Consider the following 19,128-nt stretch of genomic DNA (forward strand, 5'->3'; position numbering starts at 1 on the left):
GAACCTTCAATATTCACTCTGGAGCGTCGCATGCCTCCCACCGCCTCAGTCCGCAGGGCGCTTGTCGCCGTCGTCGCCTCCGCCGCCGTGCTGGGCGCCGCCGCCGTCCCGGCCGTCGCGGCACCGCACACCGCCTCCACCGGACACGGCGGTCACGACAGTCACGCCGGATACGCCGGGTACGGCGATTCCGCCCGCCTGGGCTATCAGAAGGCCGTTGTCGCCGCTGTCCTCAAGGGGGTGTTCGAGCGCGGCGACACCCAGGTCGTGGACCGCTTCGTACGACCGGACTACATCCAGCACAACCCGTTGGCGCCGGACGGCGCGGAGACCCTGAAGAACCTGGCCGTCTCGGTGCACCAGCAGTTCCCCGACGCCAAGTACGACATCAGGCGGGTCATCTCCGAGGGCGACCTCGTCCTCGTGCACTCCAACGTCGTCCTGGCGCCGGGCACCCGGGGCTCGGCCGTCTTCGACATCTTCCGCTTCCAGGGCGGGAGGATCGCCGAGCACTGGGACGCCGGACAGAACGTGCCCGAGACCACGGCCAACGGCAACGACATGTTCTCGACGGTGAGTCGGCCGCGGACGGAGTCCCCGGGCCCGCGATGGCTGACGGCGTACAACAAGAAGCTGGTGACCGCGGCCGTCGAGCGACTGCTCGTGCGCAAGGACCTGTCGGCGCTCGACATGTACTGGGGGACCGAGTACCACCAGCACAACCCGAACATCGCGGACGGCGTCGCCGGCGCGAAGGCGGGGCTGGGCGCGTACTTCAAGGCGTTCCCCCAGCTCTCCGTCTCACCGAAGCGGATCGTCGCCGAGGGGGATCTGGTCGCCGTCCACAGCCACTATGTGAACGCGCCGGGCGAACGGGGGCAGGCGGTCGTGGACCTGTTCCGTGTGCGCAACGGCAAGATCGTCGAACACTGGGACGTACTCCAGGACGTCCCGGCCACGTCGGCGAACGACAACACGATGTTCTGACGAGGTCACGAGGAGCGCTCGTACTCCCCGCCCAGTTCCCACCCCTGGTACATCGCCTCAGCGAAGGCGGACGCCAGTTGGTGTTCGCCGGCTGCGTTGGGGTGGGTGCCGTCGTAGGTGTCGGTGTCGATGTCCCAGGTTTGCGGGATCGACGCCAGGAGGATCGGGGAGGCCGGTTCGTCCAGATCGGCGGCCGTCTTCGCCAGGAGCTCGTTGAAGAGGGTGACCTCGGTGGCGAAGGGTTCGTCGTTCGCGGCGCGGATGTTCGGGATCACCGGGAGCCACACCATCCGTATCCGGGGCCTCGCCGCCCGGGCCTCGGCCACGAAGGCGCGGGCGTTGGCCGCGGTCTGCTCGGCGTTCGTGTAGAAGCCCAGGTCGATCAGGCCCAGCGACACCAGCAGGACGTCCGCCTTCGACCGGCGTACCGCCTCGCCGATCAGCGGGACCATGTGCTGCCAGCCCTCGCCCCAGCCGGCCAGGTGGCCGCGGGGGAAGTCGGGTTCGGCGTACGCGTACGACGTCGGGGTGTCCGTCGCCTTGTCGTAGAGGGTCTCGCGAGGGCCGACGAGGGTGAACGGGCCCCCGTACGTCCCGCACAGGTGTCGCCACAGGCGGTAGCGCCAGGTGTGGTCGCCCGTGCTGCCGATCGTCATCGAGTCGCCTACGGGCATGAACCTGAGCATCCGCTCATGATGAGGGATCGGAGAAGGATCACCGTGGCCGGGGGCGTGTGACACCGGCCACGAGACGGTGAGGGCCCATGGGAGCCCGTGAACGGCCGGGCGGGATGGCAGGCTTGTTCGCATGCGCCGACCTTTCGCCGTCCGAGCCGGAGCCCTCCGCACCGGAGTCTTCAGGGCCCTCGGAGCCCTCAGGGTTCTCGGAGTTCTGGGGTTCCTCGGGGTCCTCCTCGCGGGTGGCTTCGCCGTGCCCGCCGCCTTCGCCGCCGACGGCGACAAGGGGTTCACCATCGAGGACCCGCGCGTCACCGAGTCCAGCGGCCTCGCCGCCTCGCGTCAGCACCCCGGCGTCTACTGGACCCACAACGACAGCGACGACGGCCCGTACCTCTACGCCGTCGACAGCGCGTCCGGAAAGACCGTCGCCCGGCTCACCCTCACCGGCATCGGCTCCCCGCGCGACGTCGAGGCGATCTCCATCGGGCCCGGCAACGAGATCTGGGTCGGCGACATCGGCGACAACCTCGGCGGCACCTGGAAGTACGTGTGGATCTACCGGCTGCCCGAGCCGGCGAAGCTCGTCGACCAGACGGTCAAGGCCACGCAGTACGTCGTGAAGTACTCCGACGGCGCCCGCGACGCCGAGTCGCTCCTCGTGCACCCCAAGACCGGCCGGGTCTACATCATCGACAAGAAGGAGGAGGGCGGGCACCTCTACGAGGGTCCGGCGAAGCTCTCCGCCTCGGGGACGAACATCTTCAAGCCCGTCGCCGCCGTCGACCTGTGGGCCACCGACGCCGCCTTCTCCCCGGACGGCTCCCAACTCGCCGTGCGCGGCTACTTCGGCGGCATCTACTACGCCTGGAACGGCGGAAAGATCGAGCGCAAGGGGCGGCTCGACGTGCCGCTGCAACGGCAGGGGGAGTCCGTCAGCTACTCCGCCGACGGCACCAAGCTCATGTACGGCAGTGAGGGCGCCGGGAGTTCGGTGGTGGCGGAGGACGCCCCCGACGGTGCGGGGTCCTCAGGCTCCAAGTCGGCCTCCGGGGGCGGGAGTTCGAGCGCCTCGGGCGACGGTGGCGGGTCCTCGGCCACCGGCAGCGGCGTCAAGTTCGGCGCGCTCGCCGTCGCGGTGGTCGCCGCCGTCGTCTTCGGCTTCCGCCGTCTCCTGCGCCGGAACTGAGCCGGCGTCCTCCGGCTTCCCCCGTCGAACTTCTTGACGTGGTCATGGGGTGTCAGTTTCCTGGGGGGAGCGCGGTGTATGGGAGCGCTCCCATAATTTCCGGGCCCGCGCCTCCCGAGAGGAAGCAGCGAGATGTTCCGCAGCTTGCGAAGAGCACTGTGCGCCGGCGCCGCCGCGCTTTTGATACCGCTGGGATCCGTAGTGCAGACGGCAGACGCGGCGGAGGCCCACGCGGCCGATGCCGCCGGGGCCGCCGTCGCGGCGAATGCCGGTACGGGGTACTGGCACACCAGTGGCCGCCAGATCCTGGACGCCGCCGGGCAGCCGGTCCGGATCGCCGGGATCAACTGGTTCGGCTTCGAGACCGGCAACTACGTCGTCCACGGCCTCTGGTCCCGCGACTACAAGAGCATGATCGACCAGATGAAGTCGCTCGGCTACAACACGATCCGCATCCCGTACAGCGACGACATCTTCAAGAGCACGACCGTTCCCAACAGCATCGACTTCAGCAGCGGCAAGAACGCCGATCTACAGGGGCTCGGCTCGCTGGGCGTGCTGGACAAGCTGGTCGCGTACGCCGGTCAGGACGGCCTGAAGGTCATCCTCGACCGGCACCGCCCGGACGCGGGCGGGCAGTCGGCGCTCTGGTACACCTCCGCCGTTCCCGAGTCGACGTGGATCGCCAACCTCAAGTCCCTCGCGACCCGTTACAAGGGTCAGGACACCGTCGTAGGCATCGACCTCCACAACGAGCCCCACGATCCCGCCTGTTGGGGCTGCGGGGACACGGCGACGGACTGGCGGCTGGCTGCGCAGCGGGCCGGGAACGCGGTCCTGTCCGTCAATTCGGACCTGCTGATCTTCGTCGAGGGCGTGCAGTCCTTCAACGGCGTCTCCGGCTGGTGGGGCGGCAACCTGATGGGCGCCGGGCAGTACCCGGTGCAACTGAACGTGGCCAACCGGGTGGTGTACTCGGCCCACGACTACGCCACGAGCGTCGCCCAGCAGAGCTGGTTCAACGACCCGACGTTCCCCGCGAACATGCCGGGTATCTGGGACAAGTACTGGGGCTACCTCTTCAAGCAGAACATCGCGCCCGTGTGGGTGGGCGAGTTCGGCACCACCCTCCAGGCCACCGTCGACCAGAAGTGGCTCGCGGCGCTGGTGAGTTACCTCCGCCCGACCTCGACGTACGGCGCCGACTCCTTCCACTGGACGTTCTGGTCCTGGAACCCCAACTCCGGTGACACGGGCGGGATCCTGAAGGACGACTGGCAGACGGTCGACACGGTGAAGGACGGCTATCTGGCGAGCATCAAGGCGCCGGGCTTCCCGAGCAACGGCGGCGGCGGGGGCGGAGGGGGCGGCGGGAGTACGGCCTCCTGCTCCGCCGCGTACACCGTCAGCAGCGACTGGGGCGGCGGCTTCAACGCCGAGGTGAAGGTGACCAACACGGGTACGACCGCGCTCAGTTCGTGGAAGGTCACCTGGACCTGGAGCGGCGCCCAGCAGATCACCAACATCTGGAACGCGTCGTACACGCAGACGGGCTCGACCGTGACGGCGGTGAACGCCGCCCACAACGGCTCGGTGCCGGCGGGCGGTTCGGCGAGCTTCGGGTTCGGGGGCGCGCCCGGGGGCGGGGGTGCGCCGAGCGTGAGCTGCACGGTGAGCTGACGAAGGGCGCCCGGTGCGGCAACTGCCGTACCGGGCGCCCTTCAGCGTCGTGCCGGAGTGATCAGAGCTTGTCGATCACGTAGTCGATGCACTTCGTGAGCGCCTCGACGTCCGCCGGGTCGACCGCCGGGAACATCGCGACGCGGAGCTGGTTGCGGCCGAGCTTGCGGTAGGGCTCGGTGTCGACGATGCCGTTGGCGCGCAGGACCTTGGCGACGGCGGCCGCGTCCACGTCGTCGGTGAAGTCGATCGTGCCGATGACCTGGGAACGCTTCGCCGGGTCGGCGACGAACGGGTTCGCGTACTTGACGTCCTCGGCCCAGCCGTAGAGCGTGCGCGCGGAGGTGGCGGTGCGGCGCACCGACCAGTCCAGGCCGCCCTGCCCGTTGATCCACTCCAGCTGCTGGTTGAGCAGGAAGAGCGTGGCCAGGGCCGGGGTGTTGTACGTCTGGTTCTTGCGGGAGTTGTCGATCGCCGTGGGCAGCGAGAAGAACTCCGGGATGTGGCGGCCGGAGGCGTGGATCCGTTCGGCGCGCTCGATCGCCGCCGGAGAGAACACGCCGATCCACAGGCCGCCGTCGGAGGCGAAGGACTTCTGCGGGGCGAAGTAGTAGACGTCCGTCTCGGCGACGTCGACCGGGAGGCCGCCGGCGCCCGAGGTGGCGTCCACGAGGACGAGCGCGCCCTCGTCGGCGCCCGGCACGCGCTTGATCGGGGCGGCGACACCGGTCGACGTCTCGTTGTGCGTGAAGGCGTAGACGTCGACGCCGGCCTCGGCGGCGGGCTCGGGGTGCGTGCCCGGGTCGGAGGAGACGACGGTGGGCTCGGCCAGCCACGGGGCGAGCTTGGCGGCCTTGGCGAACTTGGAGCTGAACTCGCCGAACGTGAGGTGCTGCGACTTGTTCTCGATCAGGCCGTGGGTCGCGATGTCCCAGAACGCGGTGGAGCCGCCGTTGCCGAGGATGACCTCGTAGCCCTCGGGGAGGGAGAACAGCTCGGAGATGCCCTCGCGCACCTGGCCGACCAGGTTCTTGACCGGGGCCTGGCGGTGGGAGGTGCCGAGGAGGGACGTACCGGTGGCGGCCAGGGCGTCCAGCGCCTCCACCCGCACCTTGGAGGGGCCCGCGCCGAATCGACCGTCGGCGGGCTTGATGTCAGCAGGAATCTGGATCTCAGCCACGGAAGGGAGGGTAGCCGTTGGGGGAAACGTGGGCGAAACGTCGTCCGTCGGGTGAGACGAGTTTTTTGGTTTCCTGGACAGGTGACAGTTCCGGAGGGTCTTCAGGGTCTTGAGGGTGAGCTGCGCCGGGCCGTGCGGGGGGACGTCGGCTTCGACGTCACCTCCCGGGCCCTCGTCACCATGGACGCGTCCAACTACCGGCGTGTCCCCGTCGGGGTCGTTGCGCCCAGGGACGCGGACGACGTGGCCGCCACGCTCGCGGTGTGCCGGGAGGCCGGGGTGCCGGTGGTCGCGCGGGGCGGCGGGACGTCCGTCGCCGGGCAGGCCACCGGCGTCGGGGTGGTGCTGGACTTCACGCGGTACATGAACCGGCTGGTCACCCTGGATCCGCGGGCGCGGACGGCGGTCGTGCAGCCGGGGCTCGTCCTCGACCGGCTCCAGGAGGCCGCCGCCCCGCACGGGCTGCGTTTCGGGCCCGACCCGTCCACGCACAGCCGCTGCACGCTCGGCGGGATGATCGGCAACAACTCGTGCGGCTCCCACTCGGTCGCCTGGGGGACGACCGCGGACAGCGTGCGCGAGCTGGACGTGGTCACCGCGCGCGGGCGACGGCTGCGGCTCGGGCAGGGGTGGGCGGGGGCGCCGGACGGGCTGCGAGGGCTGGTCGAGGGGGAACTGGCACGGCTGCGGACCGGGTTTCCCGACCTGCCGCGCCGAATCTCCGGGTACTCGCTGGACGCGCTGCTGCCCGAGCACGGCGCCGACGTCGCCCGGTCCTTCTGCGGCTCCGAAGGCACCCTGGGCGTGCTCACCGAGGCCGTCGTGGGGCTTGTCGAGGCTCCACGCGCGCGTGCGCTCGCGGTGCTCGGCTACGCCGACGAGGGCGCCGCCGCCGAGGCCGCGGCCGGGCTGTTGCCGTACGGCCCGCTGACGGTGGAGGGGATGGCGGCCGACCTGGTGCCGTCGTCGGCGGCGGCCGGGCTGCCCAGGGGCGCGGCCTGGCTGTTCGTGGAGACCGGAGGGGAGACGGGCGACGAGGCACGCGCGCGTGCGCAGACGATCGTCCGCGCGGCGGACGTCGTCGACGCGCGGGTGGTGAGCGACCCCGCCGGGCAGCGGGCGCTGTGGCGGATCCGGGAGGACGCGAGCGGGACCGCGACCCGGATGGCTGGGGGAGGCTCAGAGGCGTGGCCCGGCTGGGAGGACTGCGCGGTGCCGCCGGCCCGGCTCGGCGCGTATCTGCGGGACTTCCGTGGGCTGCTCGCCGCGCACGGCCTGCACGGCACGCCGTACGGCCATTTCGGGGACGGCTGCATCCACGTCCGTATCGACTTCGACCTGCTGACGGCGGCGGGCGTCGGCCGCTTCCGCCGCTTCTCCGAGGAACTCGCCGACCTGGTGGTCGCCCACGGCGGCTCGCTCTCCGGCGAGCACGGCGACGGCCAGGCACGGGCCGAGCTGCTGCCCAGAATGTACGGGGACGAACTCGTCGCGCTGTTCGAGCGGGCGAAGGACCTGTGGGACCCCGACGACCTGCTCAACCCCGGGATGCTCGTGCGCCCCGCCCCGTTGGACGCCGGACTGCGTTTCTCGGTGCTGCCGCGCGAGCCCGTCCCGGTGGCCTTCGGCTACCCGGCCGACGGTGGCGACTTCTCGGCTGCCGTCCGCCGCTGCGTGGGCGTCGCGAAGTGCCGTACGACGTCGGCGGCCGGCGAGTCCGTGATGTGCCCGTCGTTCCGTGTCACGGGCCGGGAGGAGCACTCCACGCGCGGGCGTGCCCGGCTGCTGCACGAGATGCTGGCCGGTGAGCTGGTGACCGACGGCTGGCGCTCCACGGAGGTCCGGGACGCGCTGGACCTGTGTCTGTCCTGCAAGGGCTGCCGCTCCGACTGCCCGGTCGAGGTCGACATGGCCACCTACAAGGCGGAGTTCCTGCACCACCACTACGAGGGACGACGGCGTCCGGCCGCGCACTACAGCATGGGGCGGCTGCCGCTGTGGCTGCGGTGGGCGTCCCGCACGCGCGCGACGGGGCTCGTCAACGCCCTCGCGCGCGTACGGCCCCTCGCATGGGCGGTGAGACGGGCCGGCGGGATCGCGCCCGAGCGGGAGATTCCACGGCTGGCGCGCGAGACGTTCAGCGGGTGGTGGCGCAAGCGGGGACGGCCGACCGTCGGCAGCGGCGAATCGCGCGTCGAGGGTATGGGCGGGTCGGGCGAGTCGGGCGAGTCGGGTGAGTTGGGTGAGTCGGGTGAGTCGGGCGAGTTGGTCGTCCTGTGGCCGGACACCTTCACCGAGTATCTGTCGCCGTCCGTGGGCCGGGCGGCCGTCCGGGTCCTGGAGGCGGCGGGGCTGCGGGTGGCGCTGCCGCCGACGCTGCGGATGCGGGGCCGTCCGGTGGGCGACGGCCGGTCCAGGGGCGTCGGCGCGTCGGCCGCGCTGCTGACGGCTCGCCGGGGGCGGGTCTGCTGCGGCCTGACGTACGTCTCCACCGGCCAGCTCGACCACGCGCGCGTGGTGCTGCGTCGCACGCTCGACCTGATGGAGCCGGTGCTGGAGACGGCCGCCCCGGTCGTCGTCCTGGAGCCGAGCTGTGCGGCCGCCCTGCGCACCGATCTGCCCGAGCTGCTGTCCGACGACCCGCGCGCGGGCCGCCTCGCCGCCCGCGTCCTCACCTTCGCGGAGGCCCTGGAGCGGCACGCGCCCGACTGGACCCCGCCCCGCCTGGACCGTCCGACGGTCGGCCAGACCCACTGCCACCAGCATGCGGTCCTGGGCGACGCGGCCGAGCGGCGGCTGCGCGAGGCCGCGGGGCTCACCGGGGACCTGAGGGGCGGGTGCTGCGGCCTCGCCGGCAACTTCGGCTTCGAAAAAGGCCACTTCGAGGTGTCGAGGGCCTGCGCGGAGGAACAGCTCCTCCCGGCCGTCCGGAACGCCCCCGAGGGGGCGGTGATCCTGGCGGACGGCTACTCCTGCCGGACCCAGCTGGAGCAACTGGCAGGGGTGCGGGGGAGGCATCTGGCGGAGGTGCTGGAGGAGGCGCTGGTGGAGGGGCTGGAGGAAAAGGAAGCAGGTTCCCCCTGAGAACCTCATCCCTCCCGTCCGCTCCCGCCGGTTTGTCCGCCCGTCAGCTCGCGACGGCCACCCGGCTGACCACGTCGCAGGTCGCACGGCAGTCCGGTACCTGCGGGGGGTCTGTGCCGGGCATGGGTGTTGAGCCGCAGGGCCCGGTCCTCCATCCGGGCCCAGAAGGCGAGGAAGACGGTGTTGCCCGAGGTGAACAGGACGGCCGTCAGCCAGGCGGTGTGCACCATCGGCAGGGCGGCGCCCTCCAGCACCACCGCGATGTAGTTGGGATGGCGCAGATAGCGGTACGGGCCGTGGTGGACGAGTGGAAGAGCCGGGACAACGACGATCCGGGTGTTCCAGCGCGGCCCGAGCGCGTGCATGCACCATCCACGCACGGCCTGCACCAACACCAGGACGGCGACGGCCGACCAGCCCAACACCGGGACGAACGGGCGGTGGGCGAGGGCCACTTCGAGGGGAATGCCGAGGACGAGGCAGGTGTGCAGGACGACGACGACCGGGTAGGACCGGCGCCCGTACTCCACACCGCCGTGCGCGGTGGCCCAGCGGGTGTTGCGCCGGGCCACGCACAGCTCGACCAGACGCACGCAGCACATGGCGGCGACCAGGACCAGCGCCCCGAGGGGGACAGCGGCCGTGCCGGGCAGTGTCATTTCGGCACTCCTTCGGGCTCCTCGCTCCCGCCGTGCGGGGCGGGTTTCCGGGACGTCCTCGATGAGCCGAGTCCGAGGAAGCAGATCGCGGCGGCGGTGACCACGGCCACTGCGACGACCGCCGCGGACATGCCACTCATGAACGCGTCGCGGACGTCCTGGGCGAGCCCGCTACCCCGTGGGCCCAGGAGGTTCGCGACATACAGGCCGCCCGCCGGTGAGCGGCGCACCGCTTCCGCCGCCTGCCCGGGGAGCCCGTCGAGGTCCGAAGTGAGGGAGGACCCGTAGCGGCTGTCGAAGACGGAGCCCATGAGCGCGATGCCGATGGACGCGCCGATCTCGCGAGTGACGTCGTTGGCGGCCGATGCCACGCCCTGCCGGTCGGCGGGCAGCGAGCCGGTGATGGCCGAGGTGCCGACGGCGCCGGTCAGGCCGAGGCCGAGGCCGGCCAACAGGACGCTGCCGAGGAAGGGCGGGTAACCGGAGCCTGCCGTGAGCAGCGACATGGCCAGCAGCCCGGACGCCAGCAGGACCAGTCCGCTGATCATCACCACGCGCATGCCGACGCGCCGCACGAGCAGGGGGGTGGTCTGCGAGGTCGGTACGACGACCAGGGCCACCGGCACCAGGGCGACGGCGGAGCGCAGCGGGCCGTAGCCGAGGACGAGCCGCAGATATTGCAGGCCGACGAAGTAGAAGCCGAACAGGACCATGAACTGTACGGTCAGTGCCACGCTGCCGGCGGAGAATTCCCGCACGCGGAACAGGCGCGGATCGAGCAGCGGATTCTCGGTGCGCAGGCCGATGACGACGTAGGCGCTGCCGGCCGCCACGGCGACGGCCAGCGCGGCGACGACCTGAGGGGTACGCCAGCCTTGCTCGTTGCCCGCGATGAGCGCGTACACCAGCGCGCCTGGGGCGAGCGCGGTGCAGACGGCTCCGGCGGTGTCGAAGCGGCCGGGGCAGGCGTCCTTGGACTCGGGGGCCCGCACGGCGACGGCCAGAGCGGTGACCGAGGCGACGAGCCCGCAGGTCACGAAGATCGACCGCCAGGAGAACCACTCCAGCAGGGTCCCGGAGACGAGCATGCCGAGGATGGACCCGGCGGCGGCGCAGCCGGACCAGACCGCGACCGCCTTGGCACGCCGCTCGGCCGGGAAGACGGCGGTGATGGTCGACAGCGTCCCCGGCATGATCATCGCGGCACCCAGGCCCATCACCAAGCGGCACAGGATGAGAGCGGTGGTGCTGGAAGCGGCCGAGGCGGTGAAGGCGGCGCCGCCGAAGACGACGGCGCCGACGAGCAGCACGGCCCGTCGGCCGACCCGGTCGCCCAGGGCGCCCAGCGGCAGCACCAGGCCGGCCAGGGCCACCGTGTAGGCGTCGACGATCCAGGTGAGCGAGGTGAAGGAGGCCGACAGGTCAAGGCCGATGTCCGGCAGGGCGAGGTTCAGCGCGGACATGGAAGCGGTGACGAGCATCAGCGCGAGGCACATGACGCCGAGGACCCCGCGGCGCCCGGTCGGGCCGAGTGCCACCGCTGCTCCGCTCGGGAGGGCCGGCGTAGAAGTCATCCGTGGACGCCCTCCATTGCGACGGGATGTGGTCTCACCAGCGGGTGAGGACCAGCTCGATGGCGAACCCGGGACCCATGGCGGCGATGAGGCCGGGCGCGCCCGCGGGCGGCGGTGTCGTCATGACCGTGTCCAGCACGTGCAGGACGGAGGCGGAGGAGAGGTTGCCGTTTTCCGCGAGGGACCGCCGGGTCGGTTCAAGCGCGTCGGGCGGCAGGTCGAAGGCGCGTTCCACCGAGGTGAGGACCTTCGGTCCGCCGCCGTGGACGATCCAGGTGGCGACCTCGCCAGGGGTGAGCGCGTGCCGGCCCAGCAGGTCGTACACGGCCTTCGGCAGATGCTCGGCGGTGAGGGCGGGCACCTCGGGGGCCAGCAGGATGCGCAGGCCGTGGGAGCCGATGTCCCAGCCGAGCACGTCCTCGGTGGCGGGCACCAAGTGGCTCTGCGCGTCGACCAGTTCGGGGCCGTCCCGGTGTCCTCGGGCGCCGGTGGCCACCACGGCGGCCGCCCCGTCCCCGAAGAGACTGCCGGCGACGATGTTCGCCATCGACGTGTCCTGCATCTGGTAGGCCAGCGAGCACAGTTCGACCGAGAGCAGCACCGCGGTGTCGTCGGGGTGGCCGAGGAGGTATTCACGCAGCCGGGCCAGGCCCGCGGCGCCGCCCGCGCAGCCGTTGCCGAACAGGGGGATCCGACGGACGTCGGGGCGCATTCCCACCCGGTGCGCAAGCCGGGCTTCGAGGGAGGGCACCGCCAGCCCGGTGACCGTCGTACTGATCACCGCGTCGACGTCCCCCGGCCGGGTGCCGGCCGCTTCCAGCGCCTCGGTGAGCACCTGTTCGCCCAGCTCCAGGGCGGTCTGGAGCCACAGCCGGTTGGCGTCGGTGAAGTCGGTGAGCGCGCGTAGTTCCGCGAGCGGGCGGGCGAAGTGGCGGGTGGTCACTTCGGCGTTGGACTGGATCTTGCGGAGCATCAGCCTGCCGGTCTGTGACCGTCCCAGCGTTGTGCCCGCCAGGGCGTCCATGATCTCCGCCTGGGAGAACCGGTGCGGTGGTACGGCGGTGCGGATGGCCCTCACCCGTGGTCCGGGTGCGGCCGGCCCCCAGCGCCCACGGACGGTCGTCATCTGATCTGGCGACACTCGGAATCTCGCCCTTTCTGCTGCCGTTTGCGCGTCTGATGGTGGCTATTCGGCCGTGAACAGCAGGACCGCGTTCTGGCCCCCGAAGCCGAAGGAGCAGCTGAGTCCCGCCCCCAGGGGCGTCGGGCGCGGCCGTCCGGCCACGATGTCGAGTTTGTGGTCGCCGTCCTGTCCCTCGAAGTTGGCGACCGGGGGCACCAGCCCGTGGCGCAGGGCGAGGACCGTGTAGGCCGCCTGGATCGCTCCCGCCGCCCCGAGGGCGTGCCCGATCACGCCCTTGGCCGCGGTGACCGGGGGCACCCCGTCGCCGAAGACCCGGCTCAGGGCGGCGGCTTCCGCCGCGTCGTTGAGCGGGGTGCCGGTGCCATGGGCGTTGACGTGCGCGATGTCCGCGAGGCGGCAGTCCGCGTCCCGGAGCGCGGCCGTGATGGCCCGTGCGGCGCCCTCGCCGCGCGGGTGCGGGGCCACGGGGTGGTGGGCGTCGGCGCCGGCGCCGTACCCGCGCAGCACGGCCAGCATCCGGGCGCGACGGGCGCGCGCGTCCGCGGCTCGTTCCAGAACGAGGACGGCGGCGCCCTCGCCGAGGACGAAGCCGTCACGTCGCGCGTCGAACGGCCTGCCGGCCAGCTCCGGCTCCTCCCGGCGGCGGGACAGCGCGCGCATCCGGGTGAAGCAGGTGGCCGTCATCCGGGACCGGGCCGATTCACTGCCGCCCGCCAACACGATGTCGCAGGTGCCTGACCGCAGCAGGTCCCGGGCCACGCCGAGCGCGGTGGCGCCCGATGCGCAGGCGCTGGCGGTGGTGAAGTTGGGGCCGCGCGCTCCCAGGTCGATGGCGACCTCACCGGCGGCCATACTCGGCACGCTGCGCGGAAGCGCGAGCGGCGAGACCCGCTCCGGCTGGTCGGCGCCGAGATGACCGAACTCGGTGACGTAGGTGCTCAGGCAGTTCGATCCGACGCCGAGGACGACGCCGACCCGCTCGCCGAGCCCCCCTTCGCTGACGCTGCCCAACTCCGCGTCGGCGACGGCCCTGCGGGCAGCCACCAGGGCGAACTGGATGAACCGGTCCGCACGCCGGACAAGCGGACGGCCGAGCTCCGCCACCGGGTCGAAACCGGTGACCTGGCAGGAGAAGTCGACGGGCAGTCCGGCGAGTTCGGGATCGCGGGCGGCCAGCGAGCTTCCCCGGCACAGGGCCCCCCAGTTCTCCTCGGGCGTGTGCCCGGCCGGGGTGACCAGGCCCAAGCCGGTGACGGCGATCTCAGCGGGCATGGCGAGCGGCGGCGAAGGCGCGGGCCGCGTCAGCGAGCGTCGAGGACGGTGAGAGGTCCAATGTGTCCTCGGGCAGAACGATCCCGAACTCCTCCTCCGCCGCCACCACCAGTTCCATCAGGGCCAGGGAATCCACGTCGAGGCTTTCGAAGCTGGTCGTCGGCGTGAGGTCCGCGGGGTCCGCATCGATCTCCAGGTGCTGGGTCAGCAAAGCTAAGAGCTGTTCGGGGAGCGCGTGGGGTGTCGCCTGGGTCATACGTGTGCCTCCCGTGCGGTGGGGTCTTCGCGAGAAGCCTTGATGAGATCTTCGCGCGGTCGGTCTTCGTGGGGGGTCTTCATGCGGTCGAACAGCTCCCGGGCGCGGGCCGCCCGTGCGGTGAGCCGCTCCCGGTCGGCGTCCAGCCGGTCCCGCGCCTGCTCGCCGGTGGGTCCCAGGCCGGTCAGGGACATCACCTGCAGCGCGCGCAGCAGGGGGACCACCACGTGCTCCAGGTGGACGTCCGGGCCGTAGATGCCGGCTGCCGCGATCCGAGCCGCCCGCGCCCGGAAACCGGGGAGGGAGGCGCCGGGCATCTCGAAATCGTGCAGGACGTCCGCGAGGGCGGTCAGGGCCGAGTCGGGGAACAGGGCGAGCGCGTCGCTGAACAGTCCCCGGTAGAAGAGCATGTGCAGGTTCTCGTCCGCCGCGATCCGCGCCATCAGCTGCTCGCCGACGGGGTCCTGGCAGGCGGCTCCGGCGTTGCGGTGCGCCTGCCGGGTCGCCAGCTCCTGGACCGTGACATACGCCAGGGAGTGCAGGAGAGTCGGCAGGCCGGCCCGGTATCCGGTGCCGACATGCCGCATGCGCAGCTCTTCAAGCGCGGCGGGGTCCACGGCGCGGCGGGCGTGGACGTAGCCGCGCAGGGCCGCAGCGTGGCGATCCTCCTCGGCCGTCCACCGATGCACCCACGAGCCCCAGGCGCCGTCCCGGCCGAACCGGGTGGCGATCTCGAAGTGGTAACTGGGCAGGTTGTCCTCCGTCAGGAGGTTCACGACCAGCGCATCCTGGACGGCCTGGGGCAGTGCCGACTGCTCCGGCGTCCAGGCCGTGCCCCGCAGCGGGCCCTCGAAGTCGCGTGCCGCGCTCCACGGCACGTACTGGTGCGGAAGCCAGTCACGCGCGGTGGCCAGATGCTGTTCCAGCAGCCGTTCGACCGAGGGCTCCAGCTCCCGCAGGACGCGTTCCTCCTCGGTGGGGCCATCGCCCATCGATCCCTCCCTGACGTGTCCTCACCTGTGCACGCTGGTTCGTGCACCCCGTTATGGGAACGCGGGCCGATGCAATACGAAACGATCTTTCACTCGTCCGGAGATTTCCTCAACGACGTGTCACTGAGTTCATCCGGTCGGGGGACTGACCGGATGACTCTTCAGTGCAGGTAGGTTCAGGCACACATCGGGTGCGGCGCGTGCCGTGCACAGCACCGTGCCGTCGGGGCGCACGACGGCCGCCCGTGCGCCGCCGCCGCGCAGCCAGCGGTGCAGTGCGGTGCCGGGTCCTGCCACCACCAGCACGGCGCCGCGCCGCCGCACCTCGGTGCACAGGGCTTCGGCCGGGCGCTCGGTCGTGACGAGCGCGAACCGTCCCTGGGCAAGGTCGTCGAATCTGTGACGTGGGTCAGCGGGGTCGAGCGGCGCGTTCGGGCACAGGCTGCCCGCGAGGCCCCGGCGCAGCCGTGGCCTCCGGACCAGTGCGGAACGGCGCAGTGCCGGTGTCTCGCTCCTGACGGCCAAGGTCGGCAACCAGGGCAGCAGGACCAGCCGGGGCAGCAGCGACCGGCGCAGGACGTTGCCGAGATCGCCGCCCTGCGTCATCGCGCTCCCGACGAGCTTCGCCATCCGGATCAGTGCGCGGGCGTGCGGTTTCCGCTCGCTCTGATAGGTGTCCAGGACGGCTTCGGGGAGGCTGCCGCAGAGAACGGCCGCGAGTTTCCAGGACAGGTTGGCCGCATCGCGCAGTCCGGCGCCCAGGCCCTGGCCGATGAAGGGGGGCGTCAGATGGGCGGCGTCCCCGAGCAGGAACACGCGCCGGTCCCGCCAGTGGTCGGCGACCTGGGCGCGGAAGGTGTACTCGGCGACGCGTACGAGCTGCAGTTCCCCGGCTGGGACGGTGCCGGTCCAGGGCGCGATCAGCGGGGACAGCCGGGCGATGTCGCGGTAGTCATCGGCCACGTCCCCAGGGCCCAGCTGGAACTCCCAGCGGTAGCGTCTCGGCCCGATCCGCATGTACGCCGCCGCACGGGTGGGATCGCAGACCTGGTGTGCGCCCTCCCACTGCCCCAGGTCTGCGTCGGTGACCACATCGGCGACGAGCCAGCGCTGTGCCGGGCCCAGGTCCCGCATCGCGGCGCCGATCCAGGACCGGGTGCGGCTGTTCGCGCCGTCGCAGCCCAGCACGTACCCGGCGCGCAGGACATCCCGCTCACCGGTGGCCCGGTCGGTGATCCGGACCGTCACCGCCCCGTCGTCGCGCTGGTCCAGACCGGTGACCTCGGTCCGGCTACGCAGGGTGACGCCGGGGAACCGGGTGAGGTTGGCGCACAGAAGCGCCTCCAGCTCCGGCTGGTCGTACATGTTCGCCTCGGGGTAACCGTGCACGCCCGCCCCCGACGCCCGCTGGAACTCCGCCAGCGGGCGCAGTTCCCGATCGACCAGGCGCATCCCCAGGCAGGGCCGGGAGATCGCGGCGAACTGCTCGCGCACGCCGAGCCAGGCCAGGATCCGGTACACCTCGTCGTCCAGGTGAACCGCTCGGGGCTGCGGGCAGACCGGCTGCCGGCGTTCCAGGACCAGGCACTCGACGCCGTACAAGCCGAGCAGGGTCGCCACAGCGAGCCCGGTGGGGCCCGCCCCGACGACGACCACCGGCACCTGCGACCGGCTCATCCCAAGCCCCCGCCCCGAGCCCGGTCAGACTTCGGGCTTGGTGGCACGGAACACGCCGTAGCGCATGAGGTGCGGATCGACGAGTTGAGCGAAGTGATGCACCACGGCCCGGTGCAGCTCGGCAGCCGAGCCCTCCAGGGACATGCCGTCGTCCAGGACGCTGCTTGCCGCGCTGCTTGCCGTCTTTTTCATGCGGATTCGGATTCCTCGTGTAGCGACGAACCGATGCCCCGGGAGCATCGTGGTTCCGCATCGTGCCATGGCCGACCAGCCTCACCAGGGCGTTCAGCGGTCTCCCCGATGATCTACGCCCGAAGGCGTGAATGAATGAATGAATGAGTGACATGCGGGCGATTGGAGGCTTTGGGCCTCGGGACCCGGGCTGTTGACCTCCTATCGTGGCCGTAAACGGCCGTTCGAAGGGGCCCCACCATGAGCCTGCGTGTTCAGTCCATCAGTCGTGACGAGCATCTGGCGTTCGTCGCGGCCCGTGCCTCCGCGAGCCATATGCAGGTCCCCTCGTGGGGGGATGTGAAGCCGGACTGGCGGGCGGAGAGCCTGGGCTGGTTCGACGAGGAGGGGCGGCTCGTCGGAGCGGGGCTGGCGCTGTCGCGGCCGCTGCCCAGGCTGAAGAAGTACCTGGCCTATCTGCCCGAGGGGCCGCTCCTCGGTGCTGCGTGGCACGCACCCGACCTGGTGGAACGCTGGCTGACGCCGATGCTCGGGCACCTGAAGGCGCGGGGCGCGTTCTCGGTGAAGATGGGCCCGCCCGTCGTCGTACGCCGCTGGAGCGCCGACGCCGTCAAGGCGGCCATCGCCGACCCGGCCGCCCACCGGCTGGGGGACGCCGAGGCGAGCTCGCAGGAGCCGGGCGCCCTCGACGTCGCCGAGCGGCTGCGCCGCGCCGGCTGGCAGCAGGCTGAGCCGGGCGGCGAGGACGGCTTCGCGGCCGGTCAGCCCCGCTACGTCTTCCAGGTCCCGTTCGCGGGGCGGACGCTGGAGGAGGTCCGCGGCGGCCTCAACCAGCAGTGGCGGCGCAACATCAAGAAGGCGGAGAAGGCGGGCGTGAAGGTCGTCCGGGGCGGCTACGAGGACCTCCCGGCCTTCTACACGCTCTACACCGAGACCGCCGAGCGCGACCGTTTCCTCCCGCGTCCGCTGCCCTACTTCCAGCGGATGTGGAGCGAGCTGAACGCCGAACACCCCGACCGTATGCGGCTCTACCTCGCCCACCACGACGGTGAGGTCCTCGCGGCGGCCACCATGCTGACCGTCGGCGAGCACGTCTGGTACTCGTACGGCGCCTCCACCAGCCGCAGGCGCGAGGTCCAGCCCAACAACGCCATGCAGTGGCGGATGATGGCCGACGCCCACGAACTCGGCGCCGCCGTCTACGACCTGCGCGGCATCACCGACACCCTGGAGGAGTCCAACCACCTGCTCGGCCTGCTCCGCTTCAAGGTGGGCACGGGCGGAGAGGCTGTGGAGTACCTGGGGGAGTGGGACTTCCCCCTCAACAAGCTGCTGCACAAGGCGTTGGATCTGTACATGTCGCGCAGGTAGACGTCGTCGCACGTCTCACAGCCCGAGACAGAGGCTAAATGGGTTCACACACCTGACGTGGTCCATTAGCCTGGACTGGTAAGTACACCGTGATGAACGGCCTGGATCGAACCCGACCACGCCGGCCACGCCGAGCACCTGGACCGCCCGTGACGACCCCCGACACCGCCACCTCACCGCAGATCTCGGCCCCGGGCACAGCCGCCCCGGCCGCCGCCCCGGGCCGCTTCGGCTCCCTCGGTCCGGTCGGACTGGTGCTCGCCGGCGCGGTCTCCGTGCAGTTCGGCGGCGCGCTGGCGGTGACGCTGATGCCGAGGGCGGGCGCGCTGGGCGTGGTGGCACTGCGGCTGCTGGTGGCGGCGGTGGTGCTGCTGGTCGTCTGCCGGCCGCGGCTGCGCGGCCACTCGCGCGCGGACTGGGGCACGGTCGTCGCCTTCGGGGTCACGCTGGCCGCGATGAACGGCCTGTTCTACCAGGCGCTGGACCGCATCCCGCTGGGCCTGGCGGTGACGCTGGAGGTCCTCGGCCCGCTGACCCTCTCGGTCGTCGCCTCGCGCCGCGCGCTGAACCTCCTCTGGGCGGGCCTCGCCCTCGCGGGCGTCTTCCTGCTCAGCGGTGGCGGAGACGCGGGACACGGCGGGGGCGGCGGCGGTGGCTTCGGCGGCGGCGTCGACCTGGTGGGCGTTGCGTTCGCGCTCGGCGCGGGAGCGATGTGGGCGGCGTACATCGTCTTCAGCGCCCGCACCGGCCGCCGTTTCGCGCAGGCGGACGGCCTGGCCCTGGCGATGGCGGTGGGCGCGTTGCTCTTCCTCCCGCTGGGCCTCGCCGAGTCCGGCACGAAACTGGCCGACCCGGTGACGCTCGGTCTGGGCGCGGCGGTGGCCATGCTCTCCTCGGTCCTGCCCTACACCCTCGAACTCCTCGCCCTGCGCCGCCTGCCCGCCTCCACCTTCGCCGTCCTGATGAGCCTGGAACCGGCCCTCGCCGCCACGGCCGGCTTCCTCGTCCTCGACCAGTCCCTCACCACCCTCCAGGCGGCCGCGATCGCCCTGGTCGTCGGGGCGAGCATGGGCGCGGTGCGGACGCAGGTGGCGCGAGGGAGGAAGCGCCCCGCTTCCTGACCCGGGGCGGGGCGGGGCGGGGCGGGGCAGGGAGGGGCGGGGCGGGGCGGGCCGCGCCTCGCCGGCTGTCTCG

General features: G+C 71.8%; 16 protein-coding genes. 6 read left to right on the forward strand and 10 right to left on the reverse strand.

Annotated elements, in window-relative coordinates; genetic code table 11:
• Positions 1–30: 30 nt before the first annotated feature.
• On the forward strand, positions 31–987 hold the full coding sequence (locus tag B5557_RS24870) for a nuclear transport factor 2 family protein (RefSeq protein ID WP_079661531.1): 957 nt from the start codon (positions 31–33) through the stop codon (positions 985–987).
• Between the two features lie 5 nt (positions 988–992).
• Here B5557_RS24870 and B5557_RS24875 read toward each other — a convergent pair whose 3' ends face one another.
• On the reverse strand, positions 993–1,673 hold the full coding sequence (locus tag B5557_RS24875) for a GDSL-type esterase/lipase family protein (protein WP_079661532.1): 681 nt from the start codon (positions 1,671–1,673) through the stop codon (positions 993–995).
• Positions 1,674–1,794: 121 nt separating this feature from the next.
• Between B5557_RS24875 and B5557_RS24880 the strand changes: the two genes are divergently transcribed.
• Together B5557_RS24880 and B5557_RS24885 are read left to right on the forward strand one after the other, a co-directional pair.
• Positions 1,795–2,853 carry a WD40 repeat domain-containing protein gene (locus B5557_RS24880; protein WP_231976022.1) on the forward strand — a complete coding sequence of 353 codons (1,059 nt, stop codon included), beginning with the start codon at positions 1,795–1,797 and terminating at the stop codon, positions 2,851–2,853.
• A 132-nt stretch (positions 2,854–2,985) separates the two neighbouring features.
• The gene (locus B5557_RS24885; protein WP_079661533.1) at positions 2,986–4,533 is read left to right on the forward strand and encodes a cellulase family glycosylhydrolase; all 1,548 of its coding nucleotides are present in this window, start codon (positions 2,986–2,988) and stop codon (positions 4,531–4,533) included.
• A 61-nt stretch (positions 4,534–4,594) separates the two neighbouring features.
• Here the strand turns inward: B5557_RS24885 and serC are convergent, their stop codons facing one another.
• Entirely contained in the window at positions 4,595–5,713 is a 1,119-nt protein-coding gene (gene serC, locus B5557_RS24890) for a phosphoserine transaminase (RefSeq protein WP_079661534.1), read from the reverse strand.
• 180 nt (positions 5,714–5,893) lie between these two features.
• Between serC and B5557_RS24895 the strand changes: the two genes are divergently transcribed.
• Positions 5,894–8,797 carry an FAD-binding and (Fe-S)-binding domain-containing protein gene (locus B5557_RS24895; protein ID WP_107472727.1) on the forward strand — a complete coding sequence of 968 codons (2,904 nt, stop codon included), beginning with the start codon at positions 5,894–5,896 and terminating at the stop codon, positions 8,795–8,797.
• A gap of 5 nt (positions 8,798–8,802) precedes the next feature.
• Here B5557_RS24895 and B5557_RS24900 read toward each other — a convergent pair whose 3' ends face one another.
• From B5557_RS24900 to B5557_RS43865, 8 genes are all read right to left on the reverse strand, one after another.
• Entirely contained in the window at positions 8,803–9,456 is a 654-nt protein-coding gene (locus B5557_RS24900) for an isoprenylcysteine carboxyl methyltransferase family protein (RefSeq protein WP_079661536.1), read from the reverse strand.
• The gene (locus B5557_RS24905) at positions 9,453–11,030 is read right to left on the reverse strand and encodes an MFS transporter (protein ID WP_079661537.1); all 1,578 of its coding nucleotides are present in this window, start codon (positions 11,028–11,030) and stop codon (positions 9,453–9,455) included. The genes B5557_RS24900 and B5557_RS24905 overlap by 4 nt, the downstream gene beginning before the upstream one ends.
• Before the next feature lie 34 nt (positions 11,031–11,064).
• Positions 11,065–12,156: a type III polyketide synthase gene (locus B5557_RS24910; RefSeq protein ID WP_079661538.1), complete on the reverse strand. Its 1,092-nt coding sequence runs from the start codon at positions 12,154–12,156 to the stop codon at positions 11,065–11,067.
• A gap of 60 nt (positions 12,157–12,216) precedes the next feature.
• On the reverse strand, positions 12,217–13,446 hold the full coding sequence (locus B5557_RS24915; protein ID WP_079661539.1) for a beta-ketoacyl-[acyl-carrier-protein] synthase family protein: 1,230 nt from the start codon (positions 13,444–13,446) through the stop codon (positions 12,217–12,219).
• Positions 13,436–13,702 (reverse strand): phosphopantetheine-binding protein, encoded by a 267-nt coding sequence (locus tag B5557_RS24920; protein ID WP_079661540.1) that lies wholly within the window; start codon positions 13,700–13,702, stop codon positions 13,436–13,438. The genes B5557_RS24915 and B5557_RS24920 overlap by 11 nt, the downstream gene beginning before the upstream one ends.
• Positions 13,699–14,694: an acyl-ACP desaturase gene (locus B5557_RS24925; protein ID WP_079661541.1), complete on the reverse strand. Its 996-nt coding sequence runs from the start codon at positions 14,692–14,694 to the stop codon at positions 13,699–13,701. The genes B5557_RS24920 and B5557_RS24925 overlap by 4 nt, the downstream gene beginning before the upstream one ends.
• A 129-nt stretch (positions 14,695–14,823) precedes the next feature.
• Positions 14,824–16,371 (reverse strand): bifunctional 3-(3-hydroxy-phenyl)propionate/3-hydroxycinnamic acid hydroxylase MhpA, encoded by a 1,548-nt coding sequence (mhpA, locus tag B5557_RS24930; RefSeq protein WP_079661542.1) that lies wholly within the window; start codon positions 16,369–16,371, stop codon positions 14,824–14,826.
• A 24-nt stretch (positions 16,372–16,395) separates the two neighbouring features.
• Positions 16,396–16,563, reverse strand: a complete 168-nt coding sequence (locus B5557_RS43865) for a hypothetical protein (RefSeq protein WP_159424427.1) — start codon at positions 16,561–16,563, stop codon at positions 16,396–16,398.
• A gap of 240 nt (positions 16,564–16,803) precedes the next feature.
• On the opposite strand from B5557_RS43865, the gene B5557_RS24935 reads away from it, so the two are divergent.
• Both B5557_RS24935 and B5557_RS24940 read left to right on the forward strand, forming a co-directional pair.
• On the forward strand, positions 16,804–17,934 hold the full coding sequence (locus tag B5557_RS24935) for a lipid II:glycine glycyltransferase FemX (RefSeq protein ID WP_079661543.1): 1,131 nt from the start codon (positions 16,804–16,806) through the stop codon (positions 17,932–17,934).
• A 149-nt stretch (positions 17,935–18,083) separates the two neighbouring features.
• Positions 18,084–19,055, forward strand: coding sequence for an EamA family transporter (locus B5557_RS24940; protein WP_231976023.1), 972 nt, complete (start codon positions 18,084–18,086; stop codon positions 19,053–19,055).
• Positions 19,056–19,128: the final 73 nt, after the last annotated feature.

It is taken from the genome of Streptomyces sp. 3214.6, assembly GCF_900129855.1.
In the GTDB taxonomy this organism is placed as follows: Bacteria; Actinomycetota; Actinomycetes; order Streptomycetales; family Streptomycetaceae; genus Streptomyces; species Streptomyces soliscabiei.